Source organism: Desulfoconvexum algidum (assembly GCF_055382125.1).
This window is the reverse complement of record NZ_AP042394.1, coordinates 1,602,921-1,627,817: the sequence shown is the minus strand read 5'-3', so window position 1 is coordinate 1,627,817 and position 24,897 is coordinate 1,602,921. Positions and strand designations below refer to the sequence as shown.

The 24,897-nt window shown below is 47.7% G+C and carries 20 protein-coding genes; 5 read left to right on the top strand and 15 right to left on the bottom strand.

Going from position 1 to position 24,897, the window contains the following annotated elements:
* Positions 1–206 precede the first annotated feature (206 nt).
* Positions 207–1,103, top strand: coding sequence for an ADP-ribosylglycohydrolase family protein (locus ACZ45G_RS07425; protein ID WP_464176560.1), 897 nt, complete (start codon positions 207–209; stop codon positions 1,101–1,103).
* A 64-nt stretch (positions 1,104–1,167) separates the two neighbouring features.
* Here ACZ45G_RS07425 and ACZ45G_RS07420 read toward each other — a convergent pair whose 3' ends face one another.
* From ACZ45G_RS07420 to ACZ45G_RS07380, 9 genes are all read right to left on the bottom strand, one after another.
* Positions 1,168–1,446 (bottom strand): helix-turn-helix domain-containing protein, encoded by a 279-nt coding sequence (locus ACZ45G_RS07420; protein ID WP_464176558.1) that lies wholly within the window; start codon positions 1,444–1,446, stop codon positions 1,168–1,170.
* A 70-nt stretch (positions 1,447–1,516) separates the two neighbouring features.
* On the bottom strand, positions 1,517–1,882 hold the full coding sequence (locus tag ACZ45G_RS07415; RefSeq protein WP_464176556.1) for a SpoIIAA family protein: 366 nt from the start codon (positions 1,880–1,882) through the stop codon (positions 1,517–1,519).
* A gap of 101 nt (positions 1,883–1,983) precedes the next feature.
* Positions 1,984–2,598, bottom strand: a complete 615-nt coding sequence (locus ACZ45G_RS07410) for a poly-gamma-glutamate hydrolase family protein (protein WP_464176554.1) — start codon at positions 2,596–2,598, stop codon at positions 1,984–1,986.
* 95 nt (positions 2,599–2,693) lie between these two features.
* A complete protein-coding gene (locus ACZ45G_RS07405) occupies positions 2,694–3,902 on the bottom strand; it encodes an ATP-grasp domain-containing protein (protein ID WP_464176552.1) in 1,209 nt (402 codons plus the stop codon).
* 469 nt (positions 3,903–4,371) lie between these two features.
* Positions 4,372–6,561: an acetate--CoA ligase family protein gene (locus ACZ45G_RS07400; protein ID WP_464176550.1), complete on the bottom strand. Its 2,190-nt coding sequence runs from the start codon at positions 6,559–6,561 to the stop codon at positions 4,372–4,374.
* A gap of 361 nt (positions 6,562–6,922) precedes the next feature.
* Positions 6,923–7,531 carry an ATP-binding cassette domain-containing protein gene (locus tag ACZ45G_RS07395; protein WP_464176548.1) on the bottom strand — a complete coding sequence of 203 codons (609 nt, stop codon included), beginning with the start codon at positions 7,529–7,531 and terminating at the stop codon, positions 6,923–6,925.
* A complete protein-coding gene (locus ACZ45G_RS07390; RefSeq protein ID WP_464176546.1) occupies positions 7,515–8,258 on the bottom strand; it encodes an ABC transporter permease in 744 nt (247 codons plus the stop codon). Before ACZ45G_RS07390 ends, ACZ45G_RS07395 begins: the two co-directional genes overlap by 17 nt.
* Positions 8,259–8,260: 2 nt before the next feature.
* A complete protein-coding gene (locus tag ACZ45G_RS07385; RefSeq protein ID WP_464176544.1) occupies positions 8,261–9,256 on the bottom strand; it encodes a substrate-binding domain-containing protein in 996 nt (331 codons plus the stop codon).
* A gap of 3 nt (positions 9,257–9,259) precedes the next feature.
* Positions 9,260–11,365 carry a TonB-dependent receptor plug domain-containing protein gene (locus ACZ45G_RS07380; RefSeq protein WP_464176542.1) on the bottom strand — a complete coding sequence of 702 codons (2,106 nt, stop codon included), beginning with the start codon at positions 11,363–11,365 and terminating at the stop codon, positions 9,260–9,262.
* Between the two features lie 382 nt (positions 11,366–11,747).
* Here ACZ45G_RS07380 and ACZ45G_RS07375 point away from each other — a divergent pair, with 382 nt between their 5' ends.
* The 3 genes from ACZ45G_RS07375 to ACZ45G_RS07365 all read left to right on the top strand — a co-directional run bounded on the left by ACZ45G_RS07375 (position 11,748) and on the right by ACZ45G_RS07365 (position 15,887).
* Entirely contained in the window at positions 11,748–13,742 is a 1,995-nt protein-coding gene (locus ACZ45G_RS07375; protein ID WP_464176540.1) for an FAD-dependent oxidoreductase, read from the top strand.
* Between the two features lie 21 nt (positions 13,743–13,763).
* Positions 13,764–15,563: a [FeFe] hydrogenase, group A gene (locus tag ACZ45G_RS07370; RefSeq protein ID WP_464176538.1), complete on the top strand. Its 1,800-nt coding sequence runs from the start codon at positions 13,764–13,766 to the stop codon at positions 15,561–15,563.
* Between the two features lie 69 nt (positions 15,564–15,632).
* Entirely contained in the window at positions 15,633–15,887 is a 255-nt protein-coding gene (locus ACZ45G_RS07365) for a hypothetical protein (protein WP_464176536.1), read from the top strand.
* Positions 15,888–16,008: 121 nt separating this feature from the next.
* Here ACZ45G_RS07365 and ACZ45G_RS07360 read toward each other — a convergent pair whose 3' ends face one another.
* The 6 genes from ACZ45G_RS07360 to ACZ45G_RS07335 all read right to left on the bottom strand — a co-directional run bounded on the left by ACZ45G_RS07360 (position 16,009) and on the right by ACZ45G_RS07335 (position 23,164).
* Positions 16,009–16,677: an ABC transporter permease subunit gene (locus tag ACZ45G_RS07360; RefSeq protein WP_464176534.1), complete on the bottom strand. Its 669-nt coding sequence runs from the start codon at positions 16,675–16,677 to the stop codon at positions 16,009–16,011.
* A gap of 143 nt (positions 16,678–16,820) precedes the next feature.
* Positions 16,821–17,711, bottom strand: a complete 891-nt coding sequence (locus ACZ45G_RS07355) for an ABC transporter ATP-binding protein (protein WP_464176532.1) — start codon at positions 17,709–17,711, stop codon at positions 16,821–16,823.
* Positions 17,712–17,834: 123 nt separating this feature from the next.
* Complete coding sequence (locus ACZ45G_RS07350; RefSeq protein ID WP_464176530.1) at positions 17,835–19,802, bottom strand: GTP-binding protein; 1,968 nt, start codon at positions 19,800–19,802, stop codon at positions 17,835–17,837.
* Positions 19,803–19,961: 159 nt separating this feature from the next.
* Positions 19,962–20,915: a homocysteine S-methyltransferase family protein gene (locus ACZ45G_RS07345; RefSeq protein WP_464176528.1), complete on the bottom strand. Its 954-nt coding sequence runs from the start codon at positions 20,913–20,915 to the stop codon at positions 19,962–19,964.
* A gap of 42 nt (positions 20,916–20,957) precedes the next feature.
* Positions 20,958–22,106, bottom strand: coding sequence for a PQQ-dependent sugar dehydrogenase (locus tag ACZ45G_RS07340; protein ID WP_464176526.1), 1,149 nt, complete (start codon positions 22,104–22,106; stop codon positions 20,958–20,960).
* Positions 22,107–22,120: 14 nt separating this feature from the next.
* Complete coding sequence (locus ACZ45G_RS07335; protein ID WP_464176524.1) at positions 22,121–23,164, bottom strand: class I fructose-bisphosphate aldolase; 1,044 nt, start codon at positions 23,162–23,164, stop codon at positions 22,121–22,123.
* A gap of 388 nt (positions 23,165–23,552) precedes the next feature.
* Here ACZ45G_RS07335 and ACZ45G_RS07330 point away from each other — a divergent pair, with 388 nt between their 5' ends.
* On the top strand, positions 23,553–24,812 hold the full coding sequence (locus ACZ45G_RS07330) for a hypothetical protein (RefSeq protein WP_464176522.1): 1,260 nt from the start codon (positions 23,553–23,555) through the stop codon (positions 24,810–24,812).
* The last annotated feature ends 85 nt before the right edge of the window (positions 24,813–24,897 follow it).

Genomic DNA, 24,897 nt, shown 5'->3' with positions numbered 1-24,897 from the left:
TCATAATCAGTTTAAATTTGCATTTATTGATATAAAACAATACCTTTAATTTTCCATTGTCCCCCATGGTCACGATATTTTGATAGGAACCGTGACCTGACGGCAATCCAATGGATCGACAATCGGATTGCATCTTTCCAAAGAAATGTCTATTCATAGAATAGGAACGATTTGTATCCCCGATCATTTTTTAAAGGAGGCGCTTTATGGTACAAAAAATCAAACAAGCCGTCATGGCATCCTTCGTTGCAGATGCACTGGCATTAGGTGTTCACTGGGTTTATAGGGTATCGGACATTGATGAAAAATATGGACGGCTGGAATCCATGGTGGCACCTGAAATTGGCCGGTGGCACCGGGGGAAAAAAAAGGGAGCCTTTACCCACTATGGTGACCAGAGCCTGGTGCTGCTAAAATCCCTTGCCAGAGCAAAAAAATTTGACCTGAATATCTTTGCAGTAAACTGGCAGGATTTCTTCCAAAATTATTCCGGATATATAGACCAGGCCACCAAGGAAACCCTGATAAATTTTTCAGCAAACAAATCCCCCGATAAAGCCGGTTCCCTATCATCGGATCTCGGAGGAGCCTCCCGCATGGTTCCCCTGGCTGCCTTTTACCATGATAAGCCAGATGCATTTATCGCAGCCTGCCGGGACCAGACCCGCATGACCCACAATCATCCCCATGTTTTAGCCAGCGCCGAATTGTTTGCCAGGGCCTTTCTTAAGGTGTTGGCCGGCAGCAAACCCTCTGAGGCGATACGGACCGCAGCGGATGCCATGGCGGCAGACCCACAAATCAAACAGGCAATAAAAAATGGACTTGCCAGTAAAACCCAGGACACCAGAAAAACCATTGCAGGGTTCGGTCAGGAGTGTTCCGTGGAAGCCGCCCTTCCCAGCACCATTCATCTGATTGCAAAATATGAAGACAACCTGAAGGAAGCCCTTGTTGAAAATATCATGGCGGGCGGGGACAGTTCTGCCCGGGGCATGTTCCTGGGATTTATCTTAGGTGCTTACAATGACCCGGATGCGATTCCCGGGGAATGGATCAAGGACATGATCCATTCCCAAGAAATTTTTGAATTGCTTGGATAAAAAAACGGCAGTTAAAATCAAGCGCCTTGGCCATTTTGTCCAGTTTATGATGTTCTTGGTTCTATTATAATTGACAAAAAAGTTTTCCCCTGTAAATTTTGGGAGAAATCTGGGTATGCTGTTTGAACAATCGAGGGAATGAACTGATATCAGAATATCCAACAGACCCTGTTATTTTATCGATGGTCTCGTGGGTGGTTTCAAGCCATTCCTTTGCCGCATCAATACGAACTTTCTGCAGATATTTTAAGGGCAGATCACCGATCACTTTTTTGAATCGTCTCTTAAAAAGCCGGACGAATTGCCAGTTAGTGGTGGCCTTTTTCCCATCAAGCAGACCCATTTGTACGGTGATGGGCAAGCAGTACAATATCAGCGAGACCGTCTTAAATGCCTGATTAAGTCAACTATCTCTATGCCGCCATCCATTTTTCTGCCTCAGCTTTCTGATCACGATTAAAAGCTTTTATTTCTATTCCTGGAATTAACAACCCTTCAAATTCACTGGCAACTTGTATCCAATTCTTGTCTGCTAGGACGGCAGCTTTTCTAAATTTTCTTATTAATGTAAACATTGATGGTAACCTGGAGAATTCAATAGCGATTGCCTCTAATGAAGGTAAATGAAATTCAACAACATCATATAGCATTAATCCATTTTCTATATCACAAGAGTTGCTCTCAAGTTCATCAAGTGCAATTTTCATTTCTTCAGAGTTTAATTTACCACTCAACTCGATATCCAAACGATTTGAAGATGTTTTGGTTATCTTAAACATTTAATCTCCGCTTTATTTTTTTAAAAGTTAACGTTCCGGCAAATGAGTTATCGGGCGACTTCAGGCGCCTCTTTTTTTTGCAGTCGGCTGAAATGGTGAGGTTATATTCCCCTTGAAAATAATAACAAAGCTTCTTTTAAAGTATTAACAAACTTATAAAATAAAATCGTTTTCTTCCTCAAATACCGATGCCCTAAATCAATAAATAATTTTTCCCTTAATCCCCTTGAAAGTTCGAGTTGAACACCCTTGCCTGTCTTACACCGGTTACATATATTTTCAGGTTTTATTCCCTGCAATCCAGGTATTTCACAAATCGAAGCATCAAATCCCGCAAGCCTTAATTTCTGCATAATAATTTGTTTTAACGTATGATTCAATCCACCGATATGAACCATTTCCGATTTATCTTTAGCACCATGAATTGAAACTACAATGTCAGCATTATTAGCGGCCTTTAATGCGATTGGCTCATCAAAATTATTGCTGTTTATATGTAATGCTGCATTCCCCGTTTTCTTTAGGCCTTTAAAGCCATAAAACGTATAATCACAACTGGTAAATTCGTCTGCAATATCAATAGTTCCAGGTTCAATGCCTCCTCCGTGAATTGCCATTATAGTGATTTTAGAAGGAAGTTCACGATACAGGATGGTGTAATCTATATCCTCCCTTTCAACCTGCTTCAATTCAAAAATATTCGTGTATTTATCCATCACATTAAGTATCGCTTTTTGTCTTCTCGTTCGTATATAATATCTTCGGTTTGCCCATCAGCATGCTCGTTGCTATCATTTTAACAAACTAAGAGTCAACGGTAGACCTGATCCATTTTTCCTTCTATATTTATATCTGTTGATACAAATTCATTCAAATCTGAATCCAGTATATTTTTAAGCTCAATGAAGTTATCTTCTCTGGTTTCCGTAAATAAAAAACCAAAAACAGAATACTTTTTATAATCAATTTTTCTTAGTTCCAGTGGCTTTTCAAAATATGAAAGTAACTTTTCATAATCAAATGATTTAATCTCATTTATGTCTATGCCTGTTGAATTGTCCAACACGATAATACTGAAGAGCTTGCCTTCTTTTCCTTTGAGAGCTTCTGACCAATTTGGTTTCTTTTGGAGGAAAAAATATAGATACGGGTTAAATCCATACGCTATAAAAGACATATCTGCGGTAGTACACCAACCGCCAAACCGCATTGGATTTACTTCGATAGGTAATAACGCCCCGTCATTGTCTCGTCTAAGCTCAATATGTACTGGAAAATTTTTTACGCCAGCCAATCCACCTATTCTCGCCGCAAACTCTGTGAATTCCTTAAGATTATTTTCAATAATCTCTTTGGACGTCGTGTAAACTCTATCACTAACATCTTCATCTGAAGAGAATGTATGTCTAAAGATGCCTAGGATAACGGGTTCACCAATCGAATTATAATATGCATCAACAGCAAATTCCTCACCCGTAATACACTGTTCAATAATAAATGAACTGGTGTCCAATACCGCTTCAGGATATAGATCTTTGGTTTGATCTATTTCAGCAACTATTGAATCAATAACGTTCCCCCATTCCTCGAAATTTGAAACTTTATAAACCCCCATACTAAAAAAACCAACCGTTGGTTTGATAATAAATGGTAATGGCAATTCATTAAACTGAATCTTTTTTAGGTTTTCGACCCGTACCTCTTTAAAAATAAAGTTTGGGAAAATTGATTTTGTTAGTTCACGAAATTTCAGTTTATCTTTAAAAAACTTTATTTTTTCAGGAAGATCACTAAAAGCCAAATGTTTCGTTATCCAATCTATTGAATTTTCAGACGTCATATAGATGATAGGAATATTTGTCTTTCGAACTATTTCAATAGCCTCATCTTCACCGATTATATTGGTGCCATTATAAAGACCTATCTTTTTTGCTATTTTAGTGCCGACGATAGGTATATTATTGTCTTTAGCAGTCCTTTTAAAAAATTGCGAAACATATGGTTCGTTTACAAAAATCATTATTTTAAGCCCTTAGTTAAATTTACATAAGCATACCCCCCAAACCCCTCGGTTAGCTCAAAAAAGGATTTTTCAGGTGTTAAAATTGTAGTAGAAGCATAAAAAACCTCCCAAACAAATTTTTTTAACGATAGAACATTTTCTCAATTATTGTAAAGTATCAAATTTTACAACCAGATCTATTCAATCATTAAGGATAAGACTCCATGAATTCAACAGGTTTATTGACAAGGCATCTGTCGAGTCTGTTCAGGGTATCTCTACAGGCTTTTAAAAGGGTTGATACGGGAATCGCCTCCTCAAGTTCACCCTTCAGAGCCTCAAAACAGAGGGGGGGCCGCTCGATTCACAAGGACGCCAAACACATCCACCCCTTTGTTTTTAAGGCTCTCGATGGAGAGCACAAGATCAATGTCGCATCCTTGCCATTCTTTTCAAGCGAATTTATGATGGACCTAAAAATTAGTGCTTATTTCATCGCCCCCTGGCGTTTCAAAAATTGACCGTATTCCACCATTTTTGATACCGCAGTGACAGCCCGGGCCGGGGTCGGATAAAAAAGCCCTTTATAACGGCTCTCTCCCACGGGATAAATGGTTTGGTCTTTTTCCTCATCGTAGAGGGAAACACCGTAAACCGGCTTCTGGTAACGTTCAATCAGGGCCACCACAGCCTGGATATATTTCTCTTCCGATCCCAGTGCCATTTTCAGATAGGCATCATTCTCAGCGGCCGAAATAAGCCCTTTGGTGCGGGCAGCTGCGATCACCCGTTTGACAAAAAACTGTTTGCCCAGGATCCCCAGGTTGACCACGGCATCGCAGCCGTCCCATTTAAGCAGTTCCTCCAAAATCAGGGTGGGGATGTCCAGGCCCAGGGTGGCGACGATGTCCACGGGATTGCCACGGCTCCAGAACGCCGGCAGCAGGTGATCGATCCGTTGAAGGATGTCGGGGGTTAAACTGGGGATGTCCAGTCCAACTTGGCTGCACAGGTCAGCGGTCAGGACCCCCCACCCGCCCCCCAGGGTCAAAATGGCGATTCTGTTTCCCTGGGGAATCGGTTGGGAGGCAAACGCGGCCACCACATCCAGGAGGGTTCTCGATTTTGACACCTGAACGATGCCGGCCTGTTGACAGGCGGCATCAAAGACACGGGCGTCGGATGCAATGGCACCGGTGTGGCTGGCGGCAGCCTTTTTTCCAGAACCGCTCTGACCGCCTTTGAGCAGCACCACCGGTTTTTTACGGCTGACCCGTGTGGCAGACTCAAAAAACCTGCGGCCGTCCCTGATGCTTTCCATATAAAGCATAACAATCCGGGTCAAGGGGTCTATTTCAAATGCATCCAGAAAGTCAGGAATGGTGACCATGGCTTCATTGCCGGACCCGCAAAACCCGCGGATACCAATACATTGCTGTTCGGCAAAGGCCAGAAACTGCAACCCCATATTGCCGGACTGGGACACCAGGGCGGTTGACCCGGCCCGGGGTTTTACCGGAAACGGCAGGCAGGTTAAACCGATGTGGGGGTTACACAGGCCCATGGTGTTGGGACCAATGACCAGGATGCCGGCTTTTGCGGCCTCTTTGATCAAGCTCTTTTCCAGGACATCCCCGGCGTCACCGATCTCCCGGAATCCCGAGGTGATGATCAGCATGTTTTTTATACCCTTTGCCTTGAGTTGGGGAATCAACTCAAGCACCCGGGCGGCCGGGATGGTGACCACAGCCAGGTCAACCGGTCCTGGAATATCTGTGACCCGTTGATAGCAATCCTGGCCCAGGAGGGTCCCGCCAGTGGGATTGACCATGTAAATTTTGCCCTTGTATTCCCAGGACATGCTGCTCAGGGGAAGCAGATACCCCCATTTCCCAATGTTTGAAGAGGCGCCGATAAAGGCGATGGATTCCGGATAGAAGAACCGATTGATCCGGTGGAAATCCACCGGCAATGTTGTTGTTGTTATTTTGTTCCCACCCCCCAGGCAGACCAATGCATCCACAGCCGTGATCTCTCCTGCGGCATCGGCCATCAGCGGGTTTATATCGACCTCTTCAATCTGCGGCTGCTCCATGGCAAGGCGGGACAACCCCAACAGAATGCGCTTGATCTCTTCCCGATCAACAGCTGATTCCCCCCTGAAAGCCCCCAGCAGGGACTGGGCCTTGATCTTGTTGAGCATCTCTTGGGCATCGGCGGGGGCCAGGGGGGCCAGGCGAAAGACAACATCCTGTAACGCCTCTGTTAAGACCCCCCCCACCCCGAACATGATCACCGGGCCAAACACCTTATCCCGAAAAAGCCCTGCAACAAACTCCCGTCGTCCGGCCAGGCAGGGCTGGACCAGTATTCCTTCCAGCTCTTCACCGGCCTCTTCCATGATGGATGTGACAGCTGCAGTCACGGCCCGGGCATCCCACAGGTTGAGGTGAACCAGTCCCCGTTCGGTTTTATGCTGGAGCGTTGCCCCAAAGCCTTTTACGACCACGGGGAATCCTATCTTTTCGGCGGACGCCAGGGCGGTTTTTGTGTCATGGGCGGTCATCTCTCTGACCACGGGCACCCCATAGGATTTCAGGAGTTGTTTGGACTCCCTTTCATTCAACGTGCGCTGATCGTCTGTGTCTGCCTGTTTCAGCAACTTCTGTATATTCATAATTTTCCTGCTTTTCTTTTCATCTGGTTATTTCCAATTTGATTTTCATCCCGTTCTCTGGCGGTCCAAAGCCCGGAAAAAAAACCTCCAGATCGAAGACATAGCAAGTCATGTGCCGGATCTTTTAAAAAATAAATTTACATAACCCTTTAAAATAACAGAGTAACCCACATATGGGTTGAAAAGCCCCTCCCCTTTGGCATGGGGACTTCTGTCGGGTGTTTTTACAGCGTGTAAAGAGTTGTGATGGCAGCGGTGAAACAGCCTACCCTCCAACACAGATCCTTTTTTTTAAAAACAGTCATACAGGCGTCATCTGCCGTTACACAGCAACGCGGCGGGACAAGTTTTTGATCCGTCACTAACTATGGCAGATTCTGATGGGGGTGCCCTGGATGTTAAGGATCCGGGCACCCATGGCCCTCACCGGGCCCAGTTCGTGGCTGGCCATGAAAATGGTCAGCTTTTTTTCCCGATTGAGGCGGAGCAAATATTGGGTAATCCGGTCCTGCCACACCCTGTCCACAAAGGCAAAGGGTTCGTCCAGAAAGATCAGGTCCGGGTCAACCGCCAGGCTGATTGCCAGGCCCAATAGCTTTTTCATTCCTCCGCTCAGCTGGTGGGGCATGAAGTCTGCGGCCTCTGACAGGCCCAGTGCTGCCAGCAGGGTTTTGATTTTGTCTTCCTTTTTTTCCCCCGGACCCATGACAAATCGCAGATTGCCTGCAACGCTTTTCCAGGGTAGGAGAACGGTCTCTTGGAAGGCGAATCCCTTTTGGAAGGCGTGATCTTCAACCCGACCCCCATCAGGCGGTTCAATGCCTGCGGCAATGCGAAGCAGGGTGGATTTTCCCATGCCCGAAGGTCCGGACAGGCAGAGCATATTTCCCTTTGTAAGATTCAGGTTCACCCCTTCCAGAACCACTTTTTTCCCATAGGCCTTGCCAATTTTGTTAAGCACCAGCATCATGTCCTCCTTGTTTTCGGGCCAGATCCCTCAGGGGCCTGATCCAGAACAGCTCCATGACCACCCCCGTACCCACCAGGACCAGGGCCCAGGCGAAGAGGCCTTCCATGTCCATCATCCGGTAGGCCCAGTAAATCCTGGCCCCCATACCCTGATCCGCTCCCAAAAATTCAGCCACAGCAGCAATCTTGAGACAGGACCCCAGTGCATAGGAAAACCCGGCCAGAAAATGGGGGAAAATACCCGGAAGAATGAGGTCTTTGAGAATGGTAAATCTGTCCACCCCGTGTACATGGGCCAGGTCAAAAAAACGCTTGTCCAGATCTGCCGCAGCCATTGCCGTGGCAAGAAATACCGGGGGAAAGAGGGAAGCAATGACCACCAGGATGGGGACCATATTGCCGGTACCTGCCCAGACCATGATCAGGGTGATCCAGAGAATGGGCGGGGTGGCCTGGAGAATGGCAGCCAGGGGCATGATCACATCCATGACCCGCCGATTTCGACCCGCAGGTATTCCGGCCCCCAGGGCCAGGAGTACGGTTATGCCTAATGCTGCAGCCCCCCGGAACAAGGTGATGGAGAAATGTATCCAGAATTCGGAAGTGAGTACCAGCCGACCCAGACAGACCATGGTTCCACAAGGAGAGGGTACCAATGCCGCCCCGAACATTAGATTGGCTCCCAGCCAGACCACGGTTAAAATTATCATGGACAATCCAAACCCCATGGTCACCTCCAGAAAATCGTGTCCGGCAGAACCATCTCTTTTCCGGGCCCGGTCGCCAGACAAAGGTATTGCCGGATTTCGTCCCGAATCTCATAGCTCTTTTGGGCCAAAAAGAGATCCCGGGTCAAGGATTTTCGGATCAAATCCCGGGACACAAAGGATTCAAAGGCCGTAGGCAAAGAGGCAATGCCCTGGGCAGGATCATTTGAAAGCACCAGGGCCGAGGCCAGGATTTCTTTGGCCAGAAAGGCGATGAGCTTTGGATACCTGTCAGCGGTTGCGGCGTTCACGGCAAGTCCGGCAATGGGCATCCTGGCAGGCCCTTTGGTATACCTGCCATATAGATCTTCCAGGCTCTGGCCCTGCTTGAGGCCGGGGACTTTTTCCAGGAGGGTGGTGACCAGGGGTTCGGGCACCAGGGCAGAGGTTATATCCCCTTGGATCAGTTTGACGGCCAGCTGCCGGGGCTCATGGGAGAGGAAGATAATTTTTTGTCTGTCCGGTAGAATATGCCTGAGAATGGGAATTGCCGGGGAACCGGGCGGGGCAAAGGCCAGGGAGTCGCCATAGAACTCATTGAACCGGGCCGGGGCGGCCCGGGTGGAGACCAGGTAAAATTTGCGCCATCCCGTGGTGATCATGAGCCGGACAGGGGCCCCCCTGCGGGCCGCTTGGACAAAGCCGTCGGTGTGGCCCAGCCAGAGGTCGCCTTTGCCGGCCAGGAGGATGCCCCTTAGATCATCCAGGTTTTTCCACAGTATGACCTTAATATTGCATTTTTCCAGAATCCGGCCCTTGTCCACGGCATGCCAGAAAGCGATCTGGGGGGTAGTGGCAAGACCGGTGGTATAAAATGTCAGCACCGGCAGATCTGGATTGTTCCCCAGGGTAAACATGGTTTCAGGGGTCCGGGTCAGGGCCTGAAAGGCACCGGCTGAGACCAGGCCGGCCGCGAGAATCAGTACCAGAAAATGGATGGATCGTTTCATGGGTCCCATGGGTTAGAATTCCATTTTCCATGCCGCAAGGGCGTTGAACCCGGGTTCGGATAATTCAATCCCCCGGGAGGTGGACAGGTGGTTGGCATAATCCACATCAAAGATATTGTCCAGGCCGATCATGAACTCATGGCGGGTCTGGACAATGGTAAATCGGTATCCGGCCCGGGCATTGACAGTGGCCCATCCCGGGGTCTGGGTTTCTCCTGCTGCGATTTTGTCCTGTTTGGCCGCCCATTTCAGATTGACCTCCCCCCACAGCCCGGGTCCTTTGTCGTTATGGGCTATTCCGGCCATCCCGTTTAAAGGCGGCACAAAGGCCAGGTCCGTATCATTGGTTTCATCCGTCCCCCGGGTATAGGCCAGGGTGGCAAATACCCGCCATTTGTCCATGTGGTATGCTGCCTCAAGTTCACCTCCCAGGAGCCTGGCCTTGTTCACGTTTTCCATCTGATAGATATTGGTTGTCCCCGAGACAAGTTCTTCTGTGATCATATCCTTGAGAAAATTGGCATATACGGCCCCGGAAAGACTTAATTTTCCGGCCCGGTAGTGAAGCCCGTATTCGAAAAACCAGGACCGTTCCGGGTCCAGGTCGGGATTGCCGTAAATTTCCCCGCCGGAAAAGGCCAGGTACTTATACCGTTCCATGAGGTCTGGGGCCCGGTAGGCTGCCGCCGTCAGAAGGGTCATGGACCAATCTGACGCCGGACGCCAGGTCAGGCCGGCATGGGCATCCCAGCTTGTGTCCCAATTGGATTGGGCGGTGCGTTTCAGTGTGGGAATAATGGCCGATGACGGGGGGACAATCCAGTCGTAAAGTTCATCGCTTTTGGTTTTAATATAATCCATCCGGCCGCCCAGATTCAGGATGATGGACTGTGTGATGTCCATATCATCTTCCATAAAAAAACCCGCCGAGGTCTGCCGGGCATCGGCCAGGGGGGTATCAATACCGATGAGGCCCGAGGCCAGAGTCTTTTCCCTTGAGGTTTCCATGGCCCAGGACCAGACGTCCAGCCCTGTGACCAGGTTGTGGGATCCCAGGTGAAGCACATTCTGCCACTTGGCGCCGAGGGTCTCATGGAGACCCCAGGGCTTGATGCTGTCCATGGAAGAGCCTTCGGGAAATTCCATGGTCACATCCCGTTCAATCTCCTGGTAAAAGAGGGTGAGATCGGACTGGGAGAGGACAGGGGATACCGGGCTTATGTGATGGGCCAGGCGAATCAGGGTCCGGTGGGAGTCGGGGTAGGTGACGGTGGGGCCGACAGGCAGGGCCAGGCCCTTGCCCGGTATTCCGATGTCCTCTCCTTTTGAATACTGGATGTTCATTTCGGTAATATTTTCGGGATTCCATTTAAATCCAGATTTGAGGCTGAGATTGCCGTCCTCAAAAAAACTGTTTGCCTGTTCATTTCCGGATCCAGTGTCATAGGAATCATAATCTCGTTTGGCCCCAAAGGCATAGATCCAGAAATTTTTCGAGTTCAGGGCCGTGTCCCCGAATGCGGTGAATCCCTTGGGATTGGAACCTGTCACGGCACCAAGGGTGGTGGCGGTATCGGTCTGGGTGGAAAATTTTCCCTTTTTGGTGATGATATTGATCACCCCGCCCATGGCCCCGGATCCGTATAGAGCGGATACAGGCCCCTTGAGCACTTCAATGCGTTCAATTTCATTGGTATTGATGAAACCGAATCGGCCATTGATATCCGTGGCCGTATTTACCCGGCAGCCGTCAATGAGAAAGACCACCCGGTTCCGGCCCATGCCCCGGATGTTGATTTCAGATCCCCAGGCCGAATCCGATATTTTTTCCACTCCTGGAATCTGGGACAGGGTATGGGTGACCGAAGGGTCCTGGGCCTGGAACAGGTCCTGGGCCTCCATGACCGCAGTGCCTCCCGGGGTCAGACAGATTTGGCTTTCCACCCCCCGGGCCGTGACCAGGATATCTTCTAACTGACAGGGGTCTGCCGCCTGGAGACAACTTGCCTGAACGAGGAACAGGCAAGCCATGGCTGCCGGCAGGAAAAATTTTTTGAGTGTCATGATGGACGAAATTGAGTCGGGAGTTGAAATGTCGAATAGGGGGTCTGTTGCCATGTCTATTTCCTTTATGAATGAGGTTCTGTCCGGAATACATAACAAGATTCGTGCCATTTGCAGAAAAAACATGGGGTGGAGAGTCAGCTGTTGATGCTGATTAGAAATCACTGGTTTTGACCGGTCCGGTTGCGGCCATATTTTATATCGGAACGGCAAAGAATCTTTACACCCTGTAAAAAAAAACAACACCTGTGACCGATATTTCGTCCTAGGTTAAATTCCTCAACTCTGCATTGCTTATGGGTTTTTACTTTTTTTTTGGGGCCTGGCATACCCATTGCTAAAAGAGTCATCAGCGGGCACTACCGGATTCGGGGTTTGACCCGATCGGTGGTTCAAATTTGTTTTAATCGAGGAACACAAATCAAGGAAAAACCACATGGCAAAAGTAATCTTCGGGGTCTGGGACGGCAATGTCATCGACAATCGCGGGAAAAAGATATTTGAAATTGAAGAGCACCCGGAGTTCAGCGATTTTGATGCATTTAATCCTGGCAATCCCATCAAGGCCTTTTTCGGGGCCCATGGATTTTTTATCTTTGAAAAAAACGTCAACCTTCTGGATGCGGCCCTCCAGTATATGGAACGGGTGGCAGAAGAGTCCTGCGGCAAGTGCACCCCCGGCCGGGTGGGCACACGAATCATCACCTCCAAGCTCAAAGACCTGACCTGTGGCCGGGGAAATCCTTCGATGCTCGAAGAAATAAAAATCGTGGCCGAGCATGTCCGGGCCACCTCACTGTGCGGCCTGGGTCAGACTGCCACGGTCTCCCTCCTGGAAATGCTCACATTCTTCAGGGAGACCCTGGAGGCTGAAATCCCAAAGAAGGGGGAAATCATTGCACACCAGCCCTGCTCTACCTATGTCACGGCCCCATGTATCGAGGCCTGTCCTTCCCGGGTGGATGTGCCCCGGTACATTGACTATATCAAGGATGGTAAGTTTACCCATTCCCTGGGGGTGATCCTTAAAAAATATCCCATGGCCGCAACCTGTGGCCGGGTATGCGTGAGGTTCTGTGAACTGGCCTGCCGCCGGACCCAGGTGGATGAAGCCGTGGGCATCAAGGTATTGAAACGGTTTGTGGCCGACCATGAACAAGAGATGACCGGCCAGGGGTTTGCCTCCTATATGATCCCGAATAAAAAAGACCCCGACCTTAAGGTGGCGGTGATCGGCACCGGGCCTGCCGGCATCTCCGCGGCCTACCATCTTCTGCTCAAGGGGTATCCCGTGGACGTCTACGAGGCCAAGTCCGTGCCCGGGGGCATGGCGGCCACGGGCATCCCTGAATACCGGCTGCCCAAAGCGGTCCTGACCAAGGAGATCGGCATCATCGAAACCCTTGGCGGCCAGATCTTCTATAACCGAAAAATGGGGAAAGATTTTACCCTGAAAAGTCTTTTTGGCAACGGGTACACAGCCGTCTTCTTAGGGGTAGGCGCCCACAGGGGCAAGAGGATGGGGGCCCTGGGAGAGGATCCAGACCTTGAGGGCTATGATTTCGGGGTGGATTTTCTTCTTCGCATTAACCACGACCACATTGACAGGGGTATTCCCATGAAGCTGGGGGACAAGATGGTTGTGGTGGGCGGTGGCAACGTGGCCATGGACTGTGCCCGTTCAGCCTTGAGAATGGGGGTGAAAGAAGTTCACTTGGTCTATCGCAGAAGCCGAAGCGAGATGCCCGCCGACCATGAGGAAATCGAGGCGGCCGAAAAAGAAGGGGTGATCTTTCACCTCCAGGTCAATCCGGTCCGGGTCATGTCCCTGGATGGGCGAGTCACCGGGGTTGAATTGATTGAAATGGAACTGGGAAAGCCCGATGAGACCGGTCGCAAACGTGTGACCCCAAAGGAAGGGACTGAATTTGTCCTGGCGGCCGACCATGTGATACCGGCCATCGGCCAGAAGGTTGAGCCGGGATTTATCTCACCGGACCAGGACCATGTGGCCTTTACCCAGAGGGGGACCATTGAGGTCCAGGACGATTCGCTCATGACCACCCGCAAGGGCGTATTTGCCGGCGGCGACTGCGTGACCGGTCCCGCTACCCTGGTCCAGGCCATGGCCCAGGGCGAGAAAGGGGCCCGGAGTATTGATGATTATTTGACCTTTGGCCGGGTAAGGTTTTATCCCGAGGACCGGATGAGCCAACTGGTAGGCCATGTCCAGCCCATGATCGAGTCAGGGGTGACCATTCCAGTGAAGCACGAGTACCGGGTCAAGATACGGGAACTGGACCCCGAGGTCCGCAGGCAGATCTTTGAAGAGGTTGAAAAACCCATTTCTGTGGAGGAGGCCTATCACGAGGCCAGCCGGTGCATGAGATGCTACCGGGTCTATTCCGTAATTACAGAACAAGAATCCTAACATACCAGGGGGCAATTTATCATGATCGGAACCATTAACGGCAAACCCGTAGAATTCAAAGAAAACCAGACCATACTCACCGTGGCCAAGGAAAACGGCCACTTTATTCCCACCCTCTGCGAGATGGCCGATATCAACCATACCCCTGGCACCTGCCGGGTCTGTCTGGTGGATATCCAGCGGAAAAAAGATCCGGAGCACCAGATCGTAACCTCCTGCACCACCCCCATGGAAGAAGGCATGACCGTCCTGACCCGGACTCCCAAAGTGAGGGAGATGCAACGGCTCCAGGTGGAGCTTCTTTTGGCCGACCACAACCAGGATTGCGCCTCATGCATCCGCCACGGCAATTGCGAACTCCAGGATGTGGCACAGTTTGTGGGACTCCAGCAAACCCGGTATCATTACCCTCATTTTTATCTAAACCGGACCCGGGACGAAAGTTCTCCCTGTGTAGTTCGGGACATGAGTAAGTGCATCCGCTGTTTTCGGTGTGTGACTGTCTGTCGGGAAATCCAGGGGGTGGATACGCTGGTGATAACGGGAAAGGGGCTGGGCACCGAGATCAGCGTCCGGGATCATCTGCCTTTGGGGGAATCCGACTGTGTGGGCTGCGGCCAGTGCATCCTGGTCTGTCCGGTGGGTGCCCTGGCGGAAAAGAACGACATCGAAGAGGTGATGGATTACCTCTATGACCCCGCCATTACCACGGTGTTCCAATTTGCCCCGGCCGTGCGCACTGCCCTGGGCGAGGAATTTAACATGGCCGCCGGCACCAATCTGGAGGGGCGGATCATCACTGCCTTGAAAAAACTCGGGGCTGACGTGGTCCTGGACACCAATTTTACCGCTGACCTGGTGATCATGGAAGAAGGAAACGAATTGCTCAAACGGATCAGGGAAAACGACGTCTTACCCATGTTTACGTCCTGCTGTCCGGCCTGGGTCTCCTATGTGGAAAAAAATTATCCCGAGATGAGGGCCCATATTTCCACCACCAAATCCCCTCAGCAATGTTTCGGGGCCATGGCCAAGACCTATCTGGCCGAAAACATGGGCCTTGATCCCAGGCGTATGCGGGTGGTCTCCATCATGCCCTGCACCGCTAAAAAAGGGGAGGCCAAGCGACCGGAATTTGAGCGGGACGGACAGCCCGAGGTGGACGTGGTGATCACCACCCGGGAGTTTGCGCGGATTTTAAAACGGGAAGGGATCAATCCTTGTGATCTTGCGCCGTCTGATTTTGATAACCCATGGATGGGGGATTACTCGGGTGCTGCTGTGATTTTCGGCACCACCGGCGGGGTCATGGAAGCAGCTGTCCGGACGGTTCACAAGGTGGTGACAGGCGAAGAATTGGCCGGGGTGGAGTTAAAAGAAATTCGGGGTATGGAAAACATCCGGGAGGCCGAGGTGGATCTCGGGACCGGAGCAGGCAAGATCAAGGTGGCGGTTGTCCATACTCTCAAGGCCGCCGGCCGACTCTTGGAATCCATAAAGGCCGGGGAATCCGACTATAGCTTTGTAGAGGTCATGGCCTGCCCGGGCGGGTGCATGGGAGGCGGGGGACAGCCCAGGAGTAAGCATGCTTACCAGGCGTCTGCTTCCCTGAGGCAGGAAGGGCTCTATGAGATAGACAGGCAGGCCCCGGTTCGCCAGTCCCACAACAACCCCATGATCCAAAAGCTGTATGAGGAGTTTCTGGGAAAGCCCTTGGGCCAAAAATCCCACCGCCTTCTCCATACCACATACCAGGATCGGAAACGGCTGGTGAAGCATGCCATGAAAGAGATCTGGCAGGAAATCGAAAACAGAACTTGAATGGTGTTTGAACGAAAAGATAGTCTTGGTGATGAACCCCAAAACGTCTAAAATTAGAAGGAGGTTTTTATGATGAAAAAGAATCTGGCCATCCTTGCGGTAATTCTGGCATTGACGGCATTCGGGACCGTATCTTCGGCCCAGGCCTTTATCGACCCTGTGACCCTGACCATTATTTTAGGGGTGACCATGATCGTTACGGTAACCTCTGCTGAAATTGTCCATAATGAGAAGGTAGACCACCCTGAAAAACAGGCGGTTGAAAATGAAAAAAAGGATGCTGTTGAGCAGAGTCAAGGCGCGGCCCGGTTCCTGCCTGAGTAGCAATGGAAAATGGATGGGTCAAGGCTGGAATTTTAAGGATACCGGTCCTGGCCCTTTACCGCTACTATTGTCTTGCTTTTAATTGATTTGAAATCCATAAATCTGATGATATTGATCTGATTTATAAATCCCGTTTGTTAAATTGCAATATTGCAACCATCAAAAACAGACCCGTAAGAACCAAAGAAATCAGGACACAAACACCTGCATCTGCCTGATTTTGAACTAATTTGCCGGGTTGATATAATTGGAAATAACTGTATGAGTATAAATAGTCCAGGGACTTACTTAATTTAATTATTGTATCAAAAAAATACAATGCCACGATTAGACCAATTGTTTTGCCCAGTGCCTTGCCTTTTTCAATCTGGAAGGTACAAATAGCTATGGCCATTGACCCCATGCTTAAAAAGAAAACAAAGCCGACAAAAGCTGCCTTCCCATAGTCGGCAATATTAATCTGCAAATCAAAATAAAAATTACCTGCAATTGTTCCTAAAAATATTGCTATGAACTGGAGCCCCAAAGCAATGATTAAAAATGTAAAAATGCTTAAAGGAATAATAAACCTTTTAAGGGGTTTGGTTAACAAAATATCAAAGGTTTTTAATTCAATTTCGCCTGTAATATACCTTGCCGGTATACTGACCTGCAAAAATGCAAGACTTATAATAATGATCGGATGTGTATATCCAAACGCCAGCATTTGTGTGGCAAACTGTGCTGTCCCGCCCTGTACACCTATAAAAGTTGTGAATCCAGGGGGAAGTCTTTGTATAAAGGATGCCACAATCTTACTTACTTCTGATTCAAAAAATATCCAGGCAAACAAATATTCAAACAGAAAACAAAACAATGTCAAAATGATCAGATTGTATTTTTGATCCGATACTATTTTTTTAAAATGTGAGTAATATTTTAGCATGCCGGTGTTTATTGTTTTTCGTAGAAGGTCATAAAAGTATCCTCAAGCGAAGGCTCTGGAAAAATAAGGTTCTTTACTTCATATTTTGCAATTTGCTTTAATAATAAATTAATATTCCCGCTTACATTTAAAACGAGTCGATGTGGGTCCTGTTCTATAATAGTCGTATTTTGCAAATCAAAATCGTCCACTAAAAAAGCGTGTGCAAATGTAACTTCAAGCCGCCGGATCATTTTTTCTTTTAACGATGATATGGTTTCGCTGGTAATGAGTTTACCATTTTTCACCAGCCCCACCCGGTCACATATCTTTTCCACCTCTGCAAGATAATGTGATGAAAAAAATATGGTTTTACCCATGGCATTAAATTTTTGAAGATAATCATACAAAACATTTTTATTTATCGGATCAAGCCCTTCAGAAGGCTCGTCCATGATGATAAGTTGCGGGTCATCCTGCAAGGCTTGTATTATCCCTAATTTTTGTTTCATCCCATGGGAATAATGTTTTATTTTTTTATTTAAATCTGTATGGTTTAAATGAAACGCATTAATTAATTCTTTTTGCCATTTGGGCTCTTGATTAGAAAATTTATTCATGAAGTTTAAAAAATTATGGCCGGTCAATTCTTCATACAACCTTAATTCACCGGGGACATTACCAATATTATTAAAGATTTTATCATAGTGTTTCTGCACATTTTTATTAAAAATTTGCACACTCCCCGAAGAAGGACGCAGCAAATTGAGCATCAGGCGAATCGTAGTTGATTTTCCCGCCCCATTGGGCCCAAGAAATCCAAAAATTTCACCTTTATGAATCTCAAGGTTTATATCCTCTATTCCAAGGGATTTTCCATAATATTTTGTTAAATGCCTGACTTGAATTATGGGTTCCACTCTCTGTCCCCAATACGCTAGAAACTTTATTCATTAAAAAAAATCAAAAATCTAACTCAACAGCGATCCATACAAAAGTATCATTTTAATTGCGGTTGGTAAAGCTCACCCACACAGGTTGAATTACCTTATTCTCTCATCCGGCTTTAACGCTCCTCTATTATGGAGTATCCATTGCGATCTATCCAGTGGGTTGACGCCTTTGTACTCTCTGATCTTTTCTTTGCTTGTTTCGCAGGGCTGATACCCGCCGATCTTTAGTTTCAACCGACCTTTCCCTGAACAGCAGGCATTAAATTTAATGCTGTAATCCATGGCTTCAGCCACAGAGACAGTCCCTTTCAGACAAAACAGGTTGCCTTCGAACAGGGGCACCTCCATGTCTGCCTTCATATTATTTAAATCATTTGTAATGGTTCCCAACAAATCTTGAGGCGCTTTTATATTAAAATCATAAAAAGGCTCGAGCAATTGGGTCCCGGCATTCTGTACGGCATTCATTATCCCCATGGGAGTGGCCAATAAAAAATCACCGGGGTTTGAATGCATCGTGTGCTCTTGTCCGGCAAGCAGACTAATTTTAATATCTGTGACCGGCCACCCTTTGATACCCTGCTGCAGTGCCCATGGGACAGCCCTTGCCACTTCATTCTGATATTTCTGGCCGATATCGTCAACCCCAACAAAGGACTCAAAGACCACCCCGGAATTTAATTTTCCAGGCACAACACCGAAGGTCATCACAGCCCAGCAGGGCTTTGGCATGGTATAGCGTACGGTCGCTTCGGCTCTGTCCACAACCGTTTCCTTATAGACCACCTCGGGCGATTTGATATTCACATCGATATTAAATCTCTCCTTTAACATATGATTTAATATCTCAATCTGCATGGGACCCATGATCTTTAAGGCAAACACCCTCTCCTTCTTATCCCAGGTAAATTCAAGAACAGGGTCCTCAATATCTAAAATCGTTAACGCCCTGGATAAATTCTGGTAATCCGAGTCTTCACAGGCTTCCACCACGCAAGAGAGCACGCTCTGGGCAATAGGGTCATGGTTTTTTGTTTTGATTTCTTTACCCAAAACATCACCGGAAATGACCTCTTCGGAAATCGCAACAATACCCACGTCATTGCATACCAATGATTTCACGACCTCAAGTTTGCCAGTTTTATTTTGTAACAACTGATTGATTTTTATTTGCCTGTCCAATCGCTCACAATATAGATTCTCCTTTGATTCCATCACGCCTGAATAAACCCTGATATGGGCCAGCTTACCAAATTTGGCATGGTGCTCTATCTTAAAAATCTGCGCATTTACATCATTGCTGTTCACACTGTTTTTGGGTGAAATCATACAAATTGAATCCGCAAGGTCCTGTATGCCGATACCCGTTTTTGCAATCCCGAAATGTACGGGAACCAGCTCTTTTAAAAAAATCTTATCCTGTATCTTTTCACCCAGCATAGAGTAAGTTGAAAGGGTACCTTCCAAATATTTTTCCAGGATATCTTCATCTAAATCGGCAAGATTTTCATAGCTTGCGTCCATCAAATTTAGAGACATATCACATTGGAAATAGGGTTTGATGCCACAGCCGTTTTCAGGATGGTTTAAGCAGAACCCCTTCATGTTAAACTCTTTTTGTAAATCTGAAAACACACGGTCTTCGTCGGCACCATCCCGGTCAATTTTATTGATAAAAATTATGACGGGAATGTCGAGTTCTTTGATATTTTCCCACAGGTTCAAACTATGGGCCTGCACCCCTTCCACGGCGCAAATCAATAAGACAACCCCATCCAGAACAGACATGGCTCGATCCACTTCAGCAGAAAAATCAATATGCCCGGGAGTATCAATAAGATTTATTTTTGTGTCAAACCAATTAAAGCTGACACAAGTGTTCTGTATGGTAATGCCCCTTTGTTTTTCCAAAGCCAGATTATCGCTTATGGTGGAACCCTTATCAACGCTTCCAAGTTGTTTGATGGCTCCCGACTGAAAAAGTAATTGTTCTGTCAGTGTGGTCTTGCCCGCATCTACATGGGCGACAATCCCGATATTGAGTATTCTCTTTTGCATGGCTGTTTTTAAAATAAAAACTTGTTTTTTGTCAACAGAAGCATGAATACTTTTCCAGGATTAAAAAATACTCCTGAATCATTTTTCAATATCTTCTTTTGTCAGCATTACGGGATTATTCTTCAATCTTTCAAGATTGCAATTGGAGACTGGCGCAGTTCAGGCCAGTTCTTCAGACAATACTGCGATGTGCTCGGGGCCGATTCCGCAACAACCGCCGATCAAAGTCGCGCCATCTTGAATCCATTGCCGAGCCCAATCCAGATATGATGATGGGGTCAAATCCGCACGTAATTCATTCAACCCCTCGTTTGCTGTTGCATCCTTGGATTGCGGTTCAAAAGCGTTGGCATAGGCGCCGATCTCGATGTTTTCGGCACCCAAGGATGCCAACTGATCGAAAGTTATCTTAATGGATTGACTGATGACCTCCGGTTGGCAACAATTAAATAAAATAGCATCTACGTTGGCATCTACCATCGCTTTGACCGCATCGACAACAGATTCGCCTGAACGTAATAACGGTTCATTGTTTAACTGTGAATCTTCCAGGGTGAAAGAAACCCAGAACGGCTTTTTTTGCATGTCCAAGCGGTCAATCAATGATTTGATACGGATGGGTTCATCAATTAAACTCTGTGTTTCACAGAGCCATAAGTCAACATGTGTGCGGAGTCCTTCAATCAAAGGGGATGCAAGTTCAACAACTCGTTCCGATCGATACAGATCAGGACGATAGGAACCGAACAACGGGGGAATGGAACCGGCAATACGGATGCCGGTTTGGGTCTCATTGACTGCTGCACGCGCCGTCTTACCAGCGCATGTTGCCAGCGCCTTTCCCTGATCTTTAAATCGTTTTTCGCCGATATGAAAGGGGACCAGGGCGTAACTGTTGGATTTTATCACCGAGGCACCACTTTCAATAAAGGCCTTATGGACCTCTTTGACGCTCTCGGGGGCGACCATCATTGCCAATGCTGACCACTCCGGTTGTTTGAACGGCGCACCCCTTTTTTCCAACTCCCTTCCCATACCACCGTCCAGAATGGTAATTTTCCCCGTCATCATTGTTAACTCCTTGTAAACAGGCTTATTCACATCCTGGCTCATAATCTTTTCCCATTGCTGCCACATAACCTTCGGCATGCATGCCTATTCGTAAGGAGTAAGCCGAACCAAGCGCCCGTTCTTTTTATCTTCCAGAACCCATATGCCCCCTTTGGGTCCTTGCTCAACCTCTCGTATCCGTTTACCCATATCAAACCGTTCGACCTCATGGGCCTGGTTCCCTTTAATCTGGATCCGTACCAAAGACTTTGATCTGAGCCCTCCGATAAAGGCATTATTCTGCCACTGTGGAAACATGGAACCATTGTATATGATCAGCCCTGAGGGGGCAACGGTGGGCACCCAGTATATCTCTGGAGCATTGAATTCTGGCCGTGTATCATGATCAGGAATGGGAATGCCGGAGTATTGATCGCCCCAGGAGACAATGGGCCATCCATAATTGTCGCCACCAATGGTCAGGTTGAATTCATCACCATGCCTGGGGCCCATTTCGTGTGTCCACAATTGTCCCTTTTTGTCAAAAGCAATACCAAGCAGATTGCGATGCCCCAGAGACCAGAAGGTTTTTGCAAGTTCTCCCTTATCTTGAAACGGATTGTCAGGGGGGATTGATCCGTCCTCGTTTATCCTGATGACTTTGCCCAGATTTTGGGTCCAGCTTTGGGCTGGCGTCTGTTTTTGCCGTTCACCGGAAGTGATGAATAATTTTCCATCCGGGCTGAATGCCAACCGATGAGAATAATGCCCCATGCCTGAGACTTTTGGTTTTTGCCGCCAGATGACCTCAAGGTTTTCCAGTGTTGGCCTGGCAGACCCAGGGCGAAGAACAGCCCGGACAACAACGGCCCCCCTTTTTCCTGACCCATCCTGCTCAGCGTAGGACAGGTATATCCAATGGGTATCCTTGTATTGGGGATGGAGAATGATATCACCCAAACCGCCCTGCCCGCCGTAGGCGATATTGGGTATCCCTTTGACAGACACCTTGGAACGATCCTCTAGGTGGACCATGAATAAAATTCCGTTTTTTTCAGTTACCAGGAGATCTCCACCGGGCAGAAAGGTCATGGCCCATGGTTCATTGAATACGCCAAAGCTTTCAGCCAAAAGAGTTGAACCTGCATTCCCCTTAATAATCTTATCATCAGACTGGGCATAGGTGCTGTTGGTAAGCAGGAACAATGTTAATAGGTAAACTATCAAACGGAATGGTATAATTTTATCCACCATTACCATTCCTAAGGTTATTGGTTTTCTATTTCAGAAGAATATTCTCCAAAGCGGGCAGCACCATTGCATTTGGCCCGATGGAAAAGAACCTTTTGTGCCATACCTTTATTTGCTCGTTCCCCTTTCCATGCAGCAAGGCAGTCTTCCTGCAGCGCCCTGCCGTATGAAAAACTTAATTCCCAGGGAAGGTGTTTATCTTTGTTCATGGCATTTAAATGAAGGGTGGCAAGCTTTGAACTCTGCCCGCCGGACAGGAATGCAATTCCCGGTACTGCGGCAGGAACGCTGCGTTTGAATATCTTGATGGTGGATTGGGCCACAATCTTTGGATCCACTTGTTCCGGACATTTATCCCCGGGTGTCACCATGCTGGGTTTCAAGATCATGCCTTCCAGAACGACCCGCTGAAGGATCAGTTCTTCAAAGACCCTGTCAAGTGTAACTTGGGCAGCACGTTCACAACGCTCAAGGGTGTGGCTGCCGTTAATGAGAATTTCAGGTTCGATGATAGGAACAATCCCTTTGCTTTGACAAATGGCTGCATACCTTGCCAGGGAATGTGCATTCAGCGCAAGACTCAATTGGGACGGCTGATGAGTTCCAATCTGGATGACTGCCCGCCACTTGGCAAATCTGGCACCAAGCGCCCTGTATTCGTCAAGACGTTCTGACAGGCCGTCCAGGCCTTGTGTCACAGTTTCATCCATGGTATTGGGAATCGTGGTCAGTCCCTTGTCCACTTTTATGCCTGGGATAATACCTTTGTCAGATAAAATTTTTGAAAAAGGCGTGCCGTTTTCAGCAGATTGCCTCAGGGTTTCATCAAACAAGATTACCCCGCTGATATGGTCTTCTATTCCAGGGGTGGTGAATAGCATTTCCCGGTAGAATCGCCGGTTCTCTTCTGTGGATTCAACATTAATCGTATCAAATCGTTTCTTTATTGTTGGATTGCTTTCATCTGCAGCCAGGATGCCTTTGCCCGGGGCAACCATGGCCCTGGCAGTTTCTTCCAATTCTTTAATGAGGGTGTCGTTTACTTGGATTGTTGTCGTCATATTATTGAATCTCCCTTTTTTATATGTGAAGGGTTTTATCTGGCTTGAAAATGGTACCAGAAATTATGCCTGATCCAATAAGAATAAGATGTTATTTAAAATTAGCAAGGATGATAAACCTCCCGTCAGCATGTTTATATTTAAATACAAAATGAGGATTGAAATACCGGGCATAGGGTATTGCGTTGGCGGTGGCTTTCATTACAGATAATAGTTTAACAAAAACTATTGAAACCGCTGCAATGGGGGTATGTCAGTTTTTCACCACCAATAAATAGCAAATATTATTTTAAATAAACGTTGAAAATATCCTCTTTATTTATTAATATCAAAGTTTTTTTTGAAAAATCGAGCTGGCAGAATTATCAGACCAAAGGTATTGCTGAAAATGGAAAAATATATTGGATGGATTATCGTTGGCACGCTTGCCGTATACCTTTTGAATATCGTTATGCCAGTTACCTGGGTGCTACCGGCTTTGCTGGCCTGGCTTGTGCCGGTTTTAATGTGGCCGGCCCTTGGCCGGGGAATCCGCACCCAGGCACTGGTACTCGTTGTCCTGGGCATCATCACCCAGGCTTTCTCGTCCTTCCACGGCGTCTTCCTTGGATGGAAGATGATTCTTACCCTTAATCTGCCCCTTTTGGCCATGTTTGTAGCGGTTTCCTTTCTTTCCCTGACAAGTTCACAGGTTGAAAAAGATTCCCTCCCGACAGGAAAAGGGGCTGTCATTAAAACGGCGGTTGGAACCCATCTGCTGGCATCGGTCATCAATATGTCAGTGCTGTTTGTTTTTGGTGACCGGATTCAAAAAAACGGCACCTTGAACAGGAGTCAGCAAATTATTCTTGCCCGCTCTTTCTGCTCCGCTGCCTGGTGGTCTCCCTTTTTTGTGGCCACAGGTGTCGCTCTGACCTATGCCCCTGGAATGTCATGGCATCAGACATTGCTGCCCGGGGCACTTATGAGTCTTCTGGCCATTGGCTATTCAATTGTCGAAGTCTGCTATTTCAGTAAGGATGAATTTTCAGGATACCCCTTTAAGGTAAACACATTGACCATGCCGGTTCACCTTTCAGCTCTGGTTATCTGCGTGCATTATTTCAAGCCTGAAATGAATATCTTGAATATCATCTGTATTATCTCACCTGCCGGTGCACTTGTTTTTATGAAATACCGGCCAAGGTTGGAAGCATTGCACTCTTTTATTAATAACAGGCTCAAGGCTGTCGGCAGCCAGTTTGTTCTTTTTCTTGCTGCAGGTATTTTCTCTGCCGGCATTAAATCGGTTATCCTTGTGTATCCGGAATTTTTCAGCCTGGGCAATTCAGCCTTTACACCGGTGTTATTTTCCATCATCCTGGGGCTGGTCATTCTTGCCGGAATTATGGGCGTCCATCCGATTATCAGCATATCGATCATCAGTCCGCTGCTGTTACCCCTCAATATGGACCCGTCCCAGCTGGGCTTTCTTTTCCTCAGCAGTTGGGCGATTTCAACGGGAAGCAGCCCGCTGTCAGGAGTAGGACTGGCCCTGGTGAGCCGATATCAAGTTTCAGCCAGCGGTATTATTCAAAGCAACTGGCACTATGCCGTGATGATGTGGGCATCTGCCTCCCTGATGAACATTTTTTTCTTTGTCGGATAAATATCTACCCGAAAGCTGTTGGTGATATAGCTTTCGGGCATTATAAATGGCATTGCCCCAGATCTGGCCCGTGTTGGTGCAGGCC